We start from the raw sequence: 13,203 nt of genomic DNA, 5'->3' as shown, positions 1-13,203 counted from the left end.
TCCTCTTCCGCTGCTACCGCGGCGATCGGGGCTTTGCGGCGAAAGGTGATCGCTATTTCCGTGACCTTGCGACCGCTGCGCTTTGCCACGTCCCACGCGACAGAGAATTGAGGGACGAGCTGATTTATCTCGGCCGTTGCCGCATCGAGGACGAAGCGGCGCAGATCGGCGAACGACCCATAGCTTCCTTCCGGTACGCCGAGCTTGGCGCGCAACGTGGCAACGTCACCCCGCCAGATCGGAACATCGCGACGGTAGAGCAGCGCCCCGAGCTGGTAGAGTTCGAGCGCGTATTTGCTGTCGAACGCCAGCACTGTTTCCCGGTGTAGTAGGGCGTAGGTCGCGCTGTCTTTCAGCAGGTCGCGAGCGCGTCGGGTAAACCGGTAGATCAACCACCCCTGCTCACCCCCCTCGAACGTTTCCTCGACCATCTGAAACGTGCGCCGGCCCCGGTCGCCCTCGACCTGATCGGGCATGGCAAAGAAGATACCCATCAGTTCGTCGATCGTGTCGGTTAGGCGGTCATTGGAATTGTGGGAGCCGCGCAGCATCCGTTTGGCGATACGATGCTCCTGATCGCGCCAGGCATCGCCGGCAGCTTGGTGCATCATCAGAGCGAGAACCTTGCGAGCCGACAGGCTAAGGGAAACCCCGCGTGCATAGCGTACTTCGACCAGCTCACGCGGCTGTACGATCGTGTCAGAGCCTCGCTCCTTCTCGATCCGTGCAACCTCCATCGTCCGCCCAGGCTTGTCGTCTGCTCCACCACTCATAGCGGCACCATCACCCGGTATAACGGGATGGTCAACTATCATGAGATGAGAGCGACTAGCTTCTCATTTCACGCACCCCGTTCCTCACAATACCCCACCCCAAAACTCATGATGCCCCACCCCATTTCTCATGATACCCCACCCCATTTCTCATGATAGGCCGGAATCAACGTTGTAATTCAGCGGGATACGACCCCCCTGAATCATAGAATCAGTAGAATCTAGAATCATCGCGGGCGCGCGAGGCTAGCGTCGCATGATGATAAGCGGAATCGGCCTTCGCCCGATGCGCCGATGATGCGTGCCGGCTACGCCGTCACAAGAGCGGCCTACCGGCCGCAGGCTTGGCGAAGGAGGGGGTGGGGCCGGGGACATCGTGCCATCATTCGCCGGTCGTCACACGGCGAGGGGATTTGCCGTTACGATCGTAGACGACGATCGCAGACACGCCCGAGGCAGCGATGCGATCGATCAGACGGTCGGCTTCCTCCATCCGGTCGCTGGGCCAATCGCGGGCGACGTGGACAGACACGTCACCGACCTCGACGGTCAGGTGGGAGATGGCGGGATCGAGGTCGAGCAGCCGCGCCATGTCGGCCTGCGCTTCAGCGGTGATGCGGTGCAGATCGTCCCCGACCATGACGAGCTGCCAGGTGCGGGTGTCAGCCATGCTGCACGGTCACGGACGCGAGGATGGCGGCGGTCAGCTCGTCGCCGTCAATTTCACCGTCGATGTAGCGGGTGTTAAGCTCCTCGACCTCGCCTGACAGTATGCCCCCCTCGTAGCGGACACTGCCCCGCGCGAAGTCGATTTCGCGTTTACGCCGGCCGCGCTCCGCATCGCTGATGGGCGCGCGGGTCATGGCAGCAACCACCCGCTGTAAGTCTTGGCATCGGGGTTCGCCCCGAAGCACCAATACGATCCGTCCCGCTTTTCCCGCTTCCAGCCATGATCCTTGGGGCAGGCGGCGATGGCGGGGATGGTCTGTTCGCTGGCCTGATCGATGCGGCGGGCGAGCTTGCCGTTGACGGTGTTGGCCCAGTTCGCGGCGGCCACCTCATCACGGGCGCGGGCATAGCCCGACGTTTCACCGGCCCCGTTTCCGAGGTGATAGCCATAACCCAGCGAGAGCGGCACCAGCAGGGCGAAGCCGGCGAGCGCGCCGTTCCACCACCTGTCCCACCGGCGCCGGCGCTGTTCATGGGCGCGACGATCGGCGGCATCGGCGGCAAAACGATCGGCCAGGGCGGCGTGCGCGGCCGTGTCAGCGTCGATCCGACGCCGCAGGGCCTCTCCCGCCCCGGCAAGGCCATCTGCGGCCCCATGACGCGCTCCGGCCTCCGCACGGGCTGCCAGAACCGCAGGATCGACCAGGCGGGCCGCTATGGCCTTGTCGCGGGCTTCCTCGTCCTCCGCGCGCTGGGCGTCCCTGGCGGCGGCATCTGCAAGGCTGGCGCGCACGTCGGTCACCAGATCGCGGAAGGAACCCAGGACGGCGAGGATGCGATGAATGTTGGTATCGAGGTGGGAAAAGAAGCTGTGCGCCTGGGCGGCATCGGCAGCACCCCGCGCACGACCAGCAGCAGAGGGCGGTGGATCGGGGGGCATGTCGAACTCGGCAGGATCAAACTTGCCGGCCGGGGGATCGTGACGATCGGAGCCGAGCAGATCACGCCCCCTTCCGCGTTCTACCGGGCGGCGGGGATCGTCGTAGCGATCATCGTCACGGTCGCGGTCCATCAGCGATCCTCCCCGGGCAGCGTCCACCCCTCGAACGGTTTCTTGTCCTGGTCGCGGCTGATGCGGTGGGTCAGCTCGGAGACGATGCCGGCGAACCGCTTGTCCTTGCTGGCGGCGTCGATGAGCAGCCCGCCCAGGATGATCTTGCGGCGGGTATCGAGACGGCGACCTTCGGCCGCGACACGGGCGTTGAGCGCGGCGAGACGGGCCTTGGCTTGGTCCACCCGCTTTTGCGCCAAGTCGATAGATTCGCGTGTCGGTGCCGCCATACCTTCTCCGCGTGAAAGCACGATAACGAAGTGACTATAGCGCAACCCAACGAACGAAGCCACCCGAGACGACGGTAGGAGACAAGGGCGCACTTTAGCATTACTGCGTAATGCGTGCGGCAGGGGCACCTGCACCCATGTCGCTTGTGCGACAGCGGGGCCTCCGCCCCACACCCCGACCAGCGCAACGCCGCTGGACCACGTTGGAGAAGGCAGGCGCGGCGATGGCGATCTACCATCTGGCGGTGAAATCGGTGTCGCGCTCGACCGGGCGCAGCGCGGTCGCGGCGGTCGCGTATCGTGCCGGCGTCTGTCTCGAAAACGAGCGCGACGGCCTGGTCCACGACTACACGCGGCGGAGCGGCGTCGAGGATGCGTTCATCGTCGCGCCGGAAGGCGCGGAGTGGGCTCAGGATCGATCGGCGTTGTGGAACGCGGCCGAGGCGGCGGAGAAGCGTAAGGACGCGAAGGTGGCGCGAGAGTACGAGCTGGGGTTGCCGGCCGAGCTGGACGCCGGCCAGCGCCGCGACCTGGTTCGTGCTTTCGCGGAGGATATCCGCGACCGCTACGGGGTGGCGGTCGATGCGGCGATCCATGCCCCGCATGATTACGGCGACGATCGCAACCACCACGCGCATGTCATGACGACGACGCGGGAGGTCGGGCCGGGCGGACTGGGGGCGAAGACGCGCCAGCTCGACGTGCGCACAACGGCCTCGGTCGAGGTGGAGGCGATCCGCGAGCGGTGGGCCGGCATGGTCAACGACGCGCTGGAACACGCTCAGGTGCCGGAGCGGGTCGATCATCGCAGCTATGAGCGTCAGGGGCTGGATATCGAGCCGACCGTGAAGATGGGCCATGCGTCGGCCGCGATCGAGCGGCGCGCCGAGCGCGAGCAGATCGCGGCCGGCGAGGAACCGCATGCCGTCACCCCGCGCGGGCAGATGAACGAGGCGATCATGGAGAAGCGGGGATTGGGCTTCTACATCGAGCGCGGTCAGGAGCGGATACGGGAGTGGTCCCACCAGCTTCGCGAGCGGGCCGAGCTGGCGATGCAGGGCATGTCGAGCCTGGTCCAGGGCGCGGCGCGGGCGATGCGATCGGGGTTGCAGACCAGCGCCGGCGACGGGTTCGACGGCCTGCCGGCGATCGACCAGTCACCCCGCCGCGAGCAGACCGGTCCCGAGCTGGATCAACCGCAGATCGAGCGCGATCGACAGCGGGACCGGCAACACGACCACGATATCGGGTTCGGGCGGTAGGTCGCCGGCAAGGAATCGTTTTCGGCAGAGTGTAAGGTAATGCTTGACAACTGTCAGGAAATGCCTTACAATGTGTCTATGATAAAGACATACACCAGCAAGGCGCTCGAAGCCTTCGCCACCGAGGGAGATGGCTCAAAACTTCCCGTCCAGAACCACAATCGCGTCCGTCGCATCCTGCGCACGCTGGATGCCGCTACGAAGCCCGAGGACATGCATCTTCCGGGCTTCCGGTTCCACGGATTGAACACCAAACCCAAACGCTACGCGGTCGATGCCAGTGGCAACTACCGGGTCACATGGGCTTGGGATGACGGCGATGCGATCGACGTGAACATCGAGGACTATCACTGAGGAGGGGCATGCCCCCTCAAAATCTGTCAGTCAACGCTTGACATGTAAGGCTTTAGTTTACACATAGGGTTTATTACAGAGACGCATGATGATCCGGGATCGGCCCGGACAGGAGACAGATGATGAACCAGCTCGTATCCGGCCTTGCCCCGATGCACCCCGGTGAGCTGCTGCGGGAGGATATTCTGCCCGCGCTCAACAAGCCTAAGGCGGAGATCGCCAGGCTGCTCGAGGTGTCGCGGCAGACCCTCTACGATATTCTCGCCGAGAAGCAGGATGTCACCCCGACGATGGCGCTTCGGATCGGCAAGCTCACCGGCACCTCGCCCGAGATGTGGAGCAACATGCAGCGCAATTACGACCTGTCCGTGCAGGCCGTGAAGGATGCCGATATCATCGCGCGGATTCCGACCTTGGAAGCCGCCTGATCCTTTCCCGTTTTCCCGTCGAGGTTGGGGCATTTCGGGAAAAGTGAATTGGGAACAGATTCCGGGAAAAAGCCCGCCTCGCTGTCCCATTTAAGCCGGCAGCGAGGCGGGCTTTCTCATGCGACCTTCCCAATCGGGAGGCCAAGATGCGGACACCGATGCATCAGCTTGTCACAAAAAGGGGGCATGTGCCTCTCGTGGCAGATACGTTCGACATCCGAGCGCAGTGGCTCGCGGCGCATGTCCTGCCGCATGAGACCGTCATTCGTTCAAGGCTTCGTCGGATCAGCGGCTTGACGCAGGCCGACATCGACGACCTTGTTCAGGAAACCTACGCCGTGCTGGCGGCGAAGAAGACGGTAGCGGATATCGCCGATGCCCGTGCCTATGCCCTTCAGACCGCTCGATCCCAGTTCCTGTTGCGACTCCGTAAGGCTAAGATCGTACCGCTCGACTATGTAGCCGATCTGTTCGAGTTCGATGCACCAGACCCTGCGTCCCCGCTTGATGACCGGACCGCCGCCAAGGACGAACTGCAAAAGGTGATCGACGCGATCGAGGCGTTGCCACCACAGATGCGCCGCGCCTTCTGGCTCCGACGTGTGGAGGGCTGGTCGCAGCGCGAGATCGCGACTGAGCTAGGGCTTTCCGAAAGCACGGTCGAGAAGCATATAGGCCGTGGCATAAAGCGTCTCCTCGAACAGTTCGGGCGTGGCGGAAACCGGAAGCGAGCGGCATCTACCAGTGCGACCGATGTGGAACCGCAGGAGAGCCGGCCCCTTGAGCGACCGTCGCGAGTCCGCGGATCAACTTGACGAGGAAGGCGCACGCTGGGCGGCAAGGATGGATCGCGGCCTGACGAAGGTCGAGCAGGCGGCTCTTGATCGCTGGCTGGAGGGAGACACACGGCGGCTGGGCGCCCTCGCCCGCGCGCGCGCCGCATGGTTCCATGCCGAACGCGCCAGTGCCATTGGCGGTATGCCGACATCTCAGACCGCCATAATCGCGCCGAACCGCAGAATGGCGCTTCTGGGCGGCGGGGCTTTGGCTGCCACCGTCGTCGCGGGGGTAATGGGACTATCATGGCGGCGGCCTTCGTCGGGCAGTGAGGCAAGCGGCATCGGCGAGGTTCGCCGTGTTACCCTTGCCGACGGTACCGTCGTGACGCTTGATGCGGCCTCCCACCTCACTACTGCAATCGATCATGTGCAGCGGGTTGTCAGTCTTCTGACGGGCCAAGCCTTTTTCGAGGTGGCGCATGATCCGGTGCGCCCCTTTTTCGTGCGGGCGGGCGCTGCCGTAATCCGCGCGATCGACAGCGACTTTGTCGTGAAGTTGCGGCCGGACGCTACCTGTGCGGTTCTGGTGCGTGCCGGGGTAGTTGCACTGACCGATGGCTTGGCTCCGCTAGCGGCCGGACGCCTGCTGGGAGCCGGGTGGGAAGCGACGGTGGCGACCAAAGGGGACCAGACCGTACCGCAGGTGACGCGGCTTGCTCCGCAAAGCTTCGACCGGCTGCTGGCGTGGCGGGAGGGGCAGCTTTCCTTCGCGGGCGACACGTTGGCCGAGGCTGCTGCCGAGTTCGAACGATATAATTCGGCAAAGATTGTCGTACCTGACGCCTCGCTGGCGGCGGAACCGATCACCGGTCTGTTTGCCTCCAACGACCCGCTCGGTTTTGCGCGCGCAATTGCGGTAAGCCTCGGTGCCCGCGTGACGATGCGCGGGGATGATATCGTCATCGCGCGAGTGGCCCGCGGGACAACCTGACATGACGAGTGGCGGAAACGGTCACCGCCGACATCTCCCCTGATGTGGTGCCTCAGAAGCCACACGAAGGGGGAAGCTTTCAATGCCGGAACTGAATCATCGCGCCTGCTGGGCTGCCGTTACCCTGGCGTGCGTCGCCCAGCCCGCGGCGGCACAGACACTGCGCTTCGATGTTCCGGCTCAACCAGCGGTCAACGGCATTCCAGCCTTCTCACGGCAGGCAGGCGTGCAGATCGTCGCGCCAGCCCGGAAGCTCGCCGGCAAGCGGACCAATGCCGTTAATGGTACCTATTCCGTTGAGGTAGCGCTTGCCAAACTGCTTGCTGGAACTGGTCTCAGGATTGGGTTGAGGTCTGGCACGAACATCAGCCTCGTTCCCGACCAGTCCGACCTGCCCGCGGGTGTCTCGCCTGCCGCCGCCCCGCCTGCTGCAAGGACCGATCAGTCAAGTGACACAGGGATCGGCGATATCGTGGTGACGGCGACCCGCCGGTCGGAGTCGTCACAGAACGTGCCGGCCGCGTTGACCGTGATCCGCGGATCGCAACTCGCCGAGCGCAACATCCGCACCGTCAATGATATCGAGAACAGCGCGCCCAGCCTTGAGGCGACTGCCCAGCTTGGCACGAGTCAGACGCAATTCGCGGTGCGCGGCGTCGGGCTGACCGATTATGCCGCCAACAACACGGGCACTGTCGGCGTCTACATCGACGAGGTAAACCACCCTTATGCCGTGACCTTCCAGGGTTCGCTCTTCGATATCGACCGGGTTGAGGTGCTGCGCGGCCCGCAAGGCACGTTGTTCGGCCGCAACACCACCGCCGGCGTCGTCAGCATCACGACGGCCGCGCCGCAATCAACGTTCGGCGCTGCCCTCATGGGCGAGTATGGCCGCTTCGACGCGGCGCAAGTGGAGGGCTACGTAACCGGACCGCTGAGCGACAGCCTTGCCGGCCGGCTTGCCTTCAACATCGACCAAGGCGGCGCATGGCAGATCGACCGGACGACAGGCCGCCGCCTGGGTGACAGGGATCGTTTCAACGGGCGCGTCAAGCTCGCCTGGCGACCGGGAGGAGCCACGCAGGTCGATCTGTCGGCGCATTACGATCGCGACCGCTCGGACGGGCGCGGGCTGCAGCTCCGGCTGCCCTTCCAATCACATAATTTTCCCCCACTTGGCATTCGCTACCCCGCCGACACCAGCCAGCGCGCAACCGGCTTCGGAATCTCGCCGATCTTTGCGCAACTCACCGGACAGCGGTTCGACGCCAAGCCAAACCTGAACAACGAGGGCTATGGCGCATCCGTGCGGCTGCGCCATGATTTCGGCTGGGCCGAACTGACCGCGATCATCGCGCACGAGCATTTCGATCGCAAGGAGTTTCAGGATTTCGATGCAACCAACTCCAACGAAGGCGGCGAGTATTTTTTCAACAAGATAGACACCCAGTCCGAAGAGGTTCGGCTGGCGTCGCCCACCGATCGGACTTTCCGCTATCTTGTCGGCGTCTATCGCTCGGACGAGCACAACAATGGCGGCTTCATGTCGGATTTCACTGATGTCGCGTCGCTGCGCAACATCTTCTCCACTCGTTATCGTCAACCCGTGCGATCGACGGGCGTATTCGCCAACGGCGATCTGGCCCTTTCCGACCGGCTGACCTTCTCGCTTGGGGGGCGCTACGAACATGAGGTGCGTAAGCTGGACGACTTCATCAGCGAAATCGTCTTTCCCGTACCGCTGGTGAACGTGAGGACTCGTCAGCGTCTGGCGCGCGGCGAATGGTCAGGCAAGGCGGCGCTGACCTATCGGATCGATCCGAACGTTATGCTGTTCGCCGACATCGCACGCGGGGTGAAATCCGGGGGATTTACGACCTACAACAGCGGGCTGCCGGGCCAGATATCACCGTTCAATCCGGAAAAGCTGCTGTCCTATGAAGCCGGCTTTAAGTCCACGGTGCTCAATCGGCGCCTTCAGGTCAACGCGACTGGCTTCTACTACGACTACCGCGATCAGCAGTTGCAAGGCGTTATTTTCAGTCAGACCCAGCGCATCGGCCGCATTATCAACGTGCCACGATCCCACATTTATGGCGGAGAGGTCGAGATCATTGCTCGACCTGTCGATGCTGTCGAGATCAGCCAATCAATCGGTTACAAAACCGGTCAGTACGACGAATTTATCTTCGTCAATTCACCAGCGACGATCGCGTTGCGCGATCCCGTCACAGGTTTCTACAACACCATCGTCACCAGCGATCAGTCGGGCGAGCCGCTGCCTAACTTTCCTCGCTTCGACTACAAGGGCGCGGCGTCCGTTTCGTTCGACTTGGGCGGCTGGAAGGCGAGACCCGAGATCAACTACAATCACCGCTCCAGCACGTTTCTTACCACCTCGAACACCCGGCTGCCCGGCTATTGGCTGGTCAACGCCAACCTGACCCTCACCGCGCCTGATGGACGGCTGTGGTTCGGCGGCTACGTCAACAACCTGACCAACGCGCGTTTCTACGAGACCGCCAACGCCTTCGTCACGGCCGCCACCTTCACGCCGCACGAGGTGATAACCTATGGGATCAGGGCCGGCATCCGCTACTGATCGGGATTTAGGTGGACGGGGATGGGCGAATGGACGGCAGCTTCGACATCAACAGGCGGCGGCTGCTCGCCGCTGCGGGCATAGCCGCAGCGCTGCCTGCGGCGGCGACAGTGCCCGCACGTCGTTGGACCTCCGAGCCATCGGTATCAGGCGCGCCTGCCGTTGCCGGCCTTCATCTCCAATTCGGCGAGGACGCTACATCACAAATTGTCGTCTCCTGGCACGCACTGGAGAGCGTGCAGCGTCCGCAGGTGGTTCTGGGACACCCTGACGGCACCCTGCTCCGAACGGTTGACGCGGTGGAGCGAAGCTATGTGGACGCCAAGTCCGGGCAGCGGGTCCATGCCTTCCATGCCCGGTTGGACACCCTGACCCCCGATACCGAGTATATGTATGCCGCAGTTCATGACGGCGCAGGCCCCGAGTTCGGCAACTTCCGGACGGCACCGCGTGGGCGCGCGACGTTCACCTTCACCAGCTTCGGCGATCAGGGCACGCCGACGCTGGGTCGTCGCTTCGTGCCCCCTGCCGGCGTCGTGCTGCCTAACGCCCCATTCGTGAACGACAATCTCGGCGGCCCGGCGGGTGCCGACACCACCACCGGCATCGAGCGCATCCGTCCGCTGTTCCACCTGTTCAACGGTGATCTGTGCTACGCCAACCTTGCGCAAGACCGGGTAAGGGCGTGGAGCGACTTCTGGACCAACAACAGTCGCAGTGCCCGCAATCGCCCGTGGATGCCGTCTGCCGGCAATCACGAGAACGAGCTGGGCAACGGCCCGATCGGCTACCGCGCCTACCAGACCTATTTCGAGCTGCCCTCGGCTCCCGGTCAGGACGAGACGACGCGGGGGTTATGGTATGCATTCACCGTTGGGTCGGTTCGGGTCGTCAGCATCGCCAACGACGATGTCTGCTACCAGGACGGCGGCGACAGCTATGTGCGCGGCTACTCGGCAGGTCGGCAGAAGGCGTGGCTGGAAAGCACGCTACGCGCTGCGCGGGCGGATCGTGCGATCGACTGGATCGTAATCTGCATGCATCAGGTCGCGATCTCCACTGCCGACAAGTTTAATGGGGCGGACCTCGGCGTGCGCGAGGAATGGCTGCCGCTGTTCGATCGCTTCGGCGTGGATCTGGTCGTATGCGGGCACGAGCATCATTACGAGCGCTCGCACCCCATCCGCGGCGCGGAAGCCAACCCGACACGCACGCCCGTTCCTCGCGGAACCGCACTCGACGTCATCGACACCACGCAGGGCACCGTCCACATGGTGATCGGCGGCGGCGGCACGTCGATACCATCGAATGAGCTCTTGTTTGAACCACCACGATGCCGCGTCATTACTGCCGTCCAGGCTCCTGATCCGACGACCGGCAAACGACGTCCGGTCTACGTCGTCGAGCCGGCACCATGGTCCGCGTCCCGTAATGCGGCGCACGCTTACGGCTTCGCGGCGTTCGAGGTGCGACCTGATGCAGCCGATGGCATGACCGAGATCAAGGTCACCTATTATGACGTTCTTCAGCCTAACGGAGCTTTGCAGGCGTTTGAAAGCTTCTTTCTTCGTCGTCCACGCCGCTGACGCACGATCTCTGTTCTCAAAACCGTGATTCAGTGTTTTTTGAGAAGCTGATTTGCTTCTCGAAATACCATCCTTGTGGGAATCGGATCAGGTTCTACCAGCGGCAGGGATAGCCAGACAGCGGTGGTGGCCAGGGGGTCACCGGAGCCGGTGTTCGCCCGCGCCATCGAACCGCACCAGGCGGCGGCTGCCGTCCGGATCGATGCGAACGACGGTGCCGTCCGGAGTGTCCGCGTTCGCCACATAGATCGGGAAACCGGCATCAAGGTGCGATCGGGCGGCACGATCGCCGTCGCGTTCGATCCCGCTCGCGATCATCGTCCAAATATCGACAGGTCCGTTGCCGCTCATAGGTTGAGAGTCATACAAACCATTTGGGTATGATGCAAAAATCATAGGTTTTGCATCACTAACGAGTGTGTCTAGCAAAGCGCGCGAGCAGGATCAGGCAACCGGCCACTGCAATAACACCGACTATTTGGAGGGCCGAGGTGTACGCGATCTTGGCGGCCATCGGCGCGCCCAGGCCAAGCCAATTGACTGCTACCGCTAGTGCGCCTGCGATGGCGCCGCCAGCGAGGTAGCGCCATGCTCCAGCCCATCCCCGAGGCGTGAGTAGCACGCCGATGAAGTAGCATGCAGTCGCACAGACGGCGACCCAGCCGAATAGTTCGGCGAAACCTCGCCACCCGGTTGGGCCGATACCATCCGCCAGGCCTGCTAATCCGATGAAAGCTGCTGGTAGGATAGCAAGGCATCCAAGCCCTCTACCGATCGATGACTGCTGCATTTGCCGTTCCCCCGATAACCTTGATCCAAGGCTAGCTAGAGGGGCATTGGCTTGCCATCGGTTCTCTCGATCTTGATGCAAAACTCACAGGTTCTGCATCGCCTCGGGAATGGCAGAAATCCGGGCACTTTCGTGATGCATATATCCGATGCACAATGATTGCATGATCTACGGCTATGCGCGCGTCTCCTCCAATGGGCAGAACCTCACCCAGCAGGTCGCCCAGCTCCTCGCTGCCGGCTGCGTGAAGGTCTACCAGGAGAAGGCCAGCGCCGCGTCGGCCGAGCGGCCGAAGCTCAAGCGCGCGATCGGCGCGCTCGATGCTGGCGACGTGCTGATGGTGACGGCCACGGATCGCCTGGCGCGCAACACCCGTGACTTGTTGAACATCCTCCATGCGGTGAAGGAGGCAGGGGCCGGCTTCCGCTCGATCGCGGAGCCGATGGTGGACACCACTTCGCAGTTCGCCGAGGTCGTCATCGCCGTGCTGGGGATCGCGGCGAGCTGGGAGCGCCAGCGGATCGTGGAGCGCACCGCAGTCGGCCGAGACCAGGCCAAGGCCCGTGGGGTGAAGTTCGGCCGGCGAACCGCCCTCACCCCCCATCAGCAGGCTGAGGCGCTACAGCGGCTCGCCAGGGGTGACACGCAACGCACCGTCGCGGCCCTGCTCGGGGTGGATCAGGCCACGATATCCCGGCTCTCGCGACGGCAGGGGTGACGATCGCGCTACCCTTCGTCAGTGCGGCCGAACAGGCGACCGAAGAACCCTCGCTTGGATTCTGTAGGGCCGGGTCCGGCCAGCAGTCCAATCACTCGGGCTTGAGCCTCACGCCTTTCCTCATCCGATTGATCGAGGCGACGGCGAAGGTCGTCCACCACTCCGTCACGGTCACGAAGCTGTTCACGCAACAGCTCAATTTCCCGGCGCAACCCCCCTGTTTCGATTAGGGTTTCCACGTTTCCTTTACCCGTTTCCGGCCGTGTTGGTTCAACCGTTTCCGGCTGCTTTGGTGGAAACACCCTAAATAGCTCGGAGGTGTCGATAAGGTAGCCGTTTTCGGTTTTCTCAGCATAGCTAAGACGGCCAGATTTTAGGGCTTTTGAGACGGTCCCCTTGCTGACACCTGCCAGCTCTGCCCCTTTGGTCATCGATACGGTAGCCATAGTTCACACCCCGTGTTTCCAACCGGGAGCCATGACCGGTTTTCCTACGGTATCCCGCAACCCTACTAGGAACAAGGATCAGGGTTTCGCCCACTTCTCCGCGCAACCCCTTACCCATGTCGTCCAATCAGCGCGCAGAGCATCCCCCCGCAAGTTTCGCCGCCTGTCAGACCGGACGCGAGCGTATTGGTCCGCCAACCGCTGGATCGCGTGACCACCACCGTGGGCTAGGCCGATCGCATAGAGATCCGGCGTGCGATATTCCGACACCTGGTCGTCGGCGGGCCACCGGAGTTCGTCCGAGATCGACAGGTTCGCGACCGTGGCGGCGATGATAGCCGCAGGGTCAACGAGGGTTTCCACCGTACCGTCGCGGCGTGCGCGCCGGCCAGCCCTATGACGTTCGTTCTCCTCTTCCGCTGCTACCGCGGCGATCGGGGCTTTGCGGCGAAAGGTGATCGCTA

The 13,203-nt window shown here is 63.2% G+C and carries 16 protein-coding genes; 8 read left to right on the top strand and 8 right to left on the bottom strand.

Features of this window, described 5'->3' with window-relative positions; genetic code table 11:
* The 5 genes from Q0L57_RS27135 to Q0L57_RS27115 form a co-directional block, all read right to left on the bottom strand.
* Nucleotides 1-737: replication initiation protein (locus Q0L57_RS27135; RefSeq protein ID WP_296746150.1), on the bottom strand; the 737-nt coding region annotated here is incomplete at its 3' end.
* Nucleotides 738-1,155: 418 nt separating this feature from the next.
* The gene (locus Q0L57_RS27130; protein ID WP_042469533.1) at nt 1,156-1,443 is read right to left on the bottom strand and encodes a hypothetical protein; all 288 of its coding nucleotides are present in this window, start codon (nt 1,441-1,443) and stop codon (nt 1,156-1,158) included.
* A complete protein-coding gene (locus Q0L57_RS27125; RefSeq protein ID WP_042469534.1) occupies nt 1,436-1,636 on the bottom strand; it encodes an antitoxin VbhA family protein in 201 nt (66 codons plus the stop codon). The genes Q0L57_RS27130 and Q0L57_RS27125 overlap by 8 nt, the downstream gene beginning before the upstream one ends.
* Complete coding sequence (locus Q0L57_RS27120) at nt 1,633-2,514, bottom strand: hypothetical protein (protein ID WP_197913088.1); 882 nt, start codon at nt 2,512-2,514, stop codon at nt 1,633-1,635. The genes Q0L57_RS27125 and Q0L57_RS27120 overlap by 4 nt, the downstream gene beginning before the upstream one ends.
* Nucleotides 2,514-2,783 (bottom strand): hypothetical protein, encoded by a 270-nt coding sequence (locus tag Q0L57_RS27115; RefSeq protein WP_042469523.1) that lies wholly within the window; start codon nt 2,781-2,783, stop codon nt 2,514-2,516. Before Q0L57_RS27115 ends, Q0L57_RS27120 begins: the two co-directional genes overlap by 1 nt.
* Nucleotides 2,784-3,007: 224 nt before the next feature.
* On the opposite strand from Q0L57_RS27115, the gene mobQ reads away from it, so the two are divergent.
* The 7 genes from mobQ (at nt 3,008) to Q0L57_RS27080 (ending at nt 10,785) form a co-directional block, all read left to right on the top strand.
* Nucleotides 3,008-4,045, top strand: a complete 1,038-nt coding sequence (mobQ, locus tag Q0L57_RS27110; protein WP_042469524.1) for a MobQ family relaxase — start codon at nt 3,008-3,010, stop codon at nt 4,043-4,045.
* 78 nt (nt 4,046-4,123) lie between these two features.
* Entirely contained in the window at nt 4,124-4,399 is a 276-nt protein-coding gene (locus tag Q0L57_RS27105; RefSeq protein WP_042469525.1) for a type II toxin-antitoxin system RelE/ParE family toxin, read from the top strand.
* 122 nt (nt 4,400-4,521) lie between these two features.
* Nucleotides 4,522-4,827, top strand: a complete 306-nt coding sequence (locus Q0L57_RS27100; RefSeq protein WP_233419836.1) for a HigA family addiction module antitoxin — start codon at nt 4,522-4,524, stop codon at nt 4,825-4,827.
* A gap of 146 nt (nt 4,828-4,973) precedes the next feature.
* Entirely contained in the window at nt 4,974-5,642 is a 669-nt protein-coding gene (locus tag Q0L57_RS27095; RefSeq protein ID WP_126002748.1) for an RNA polymerase sigma factor, read from the top strand.
* Nucleotides 5,608-6,597, top strand: coding sequence for a FecR family protein (locus Q0L57_RS27090; RefSeq protein WP_164521909.1), 990 nt, complete (start codon nt 5,608-5,610; stop codon nt 6,595-6,597). The genes Q0L57_RS27095 and Q0L57_RS27090 overlap by 35 nt, the downstream gene beginning before the upstream one ends.
* An 82-nt stretch (nt 6,598-6,679) precedes the next feature.
* Nucleotides 6,680-9,199 (top strand): TonB-dependent receptor, encoded by a 2,520-nt coding sequence (locus Q0L57_RS27085; RefSeq protein ID WP_082052596.1) that lies wholly within the window; start codon nt 6,680-6,682, stop codon nt 9,197-9,199.
* A gap of 29 nt (nt 9,200-9,228) precedes the next feature.
* A complete protein-coding gene (locus tag Q0L57_RS27080) occupies nt 9,229-10,785 on the top strand; it encodes a metallophosphoesterase family protein (protein WP_042469529.1) in 1,557 nt (518 codons plus the stop codon).
* Between the two features lie 138 nt (nt 10,786-10,923).
* Here Q0L57_RS27080 and Q0L57_RS27075 read toward each other — a convergent pair whose 3' ends face one another.
* Entirely contained in the window at nt 10,924-11,136 is a 213-nt protein-coding gene (locus tag Q0L57_RS27075) for a T-complex 10 C-terminal domain-containing protein (protein ID WP_042469530.1), read from the bottom strand.
* A gap of 602 nt (nt 11,137-11,738) precedes the next feature.
* Here Q0L57_RS27075 and Q0L57_RS27070 point away from each other — a divergent pair.
* Nucleotides 11,739-12,293 carry a recombinase family protein gene (locus tag Q0L57_RS27070; protein WP_042469537.1) on the top strand — a complete coding sequence of 185 codons (555 nt, stop codon included), beginning with the start codon at nt 11,739-11,741 and terminating at the stop codon, nt 12,291-12,293.
* Between the two features lie 8 nt (nt 12,294-12,301).
* Here Q0L57_RS27070 and Q0L57_RS27065 read toward each other — a convergent pair whose 3' ends face one another.
* Both Q0L57_RS27065 and Q0L57_RS27060 read right to left on the bottom strand, forming a co-directional pair.
* Nucleotides 12,302-12,739: a recombinase gene (locus Q0L57_RS27065; RefSeq protein ID WP_082052597.1), complete on the bottom strand. Its 438-nt coding sequence runs from the start codon at nt 12,737-12,739 to the stop codon at nt 12,302-12,304.
* Nucleotides 12,740-12,817: 78 nt separating this feature from the next.
* The coding region (locus Q0L57_RS27060; protein WP_296746149.1) for a hypothetical protein at nt 12,818-13,203 on the bottom strand (386 nt) is incomplete at its 5' end.

This window comes from Mesorhizobium sp., from assembly GCF_024509055.1.
GTDB lineage: Bacteria > Pseudomonadota > Alphaproteobacteria > Rhizobiales > Rhizobiaceae > Mesorhizobium.
The sequence above is the reverse complement of the archived record's forward strand: the minus strand, read 5'-3'. Positions and strand labels throughout refer to the sequence as shown.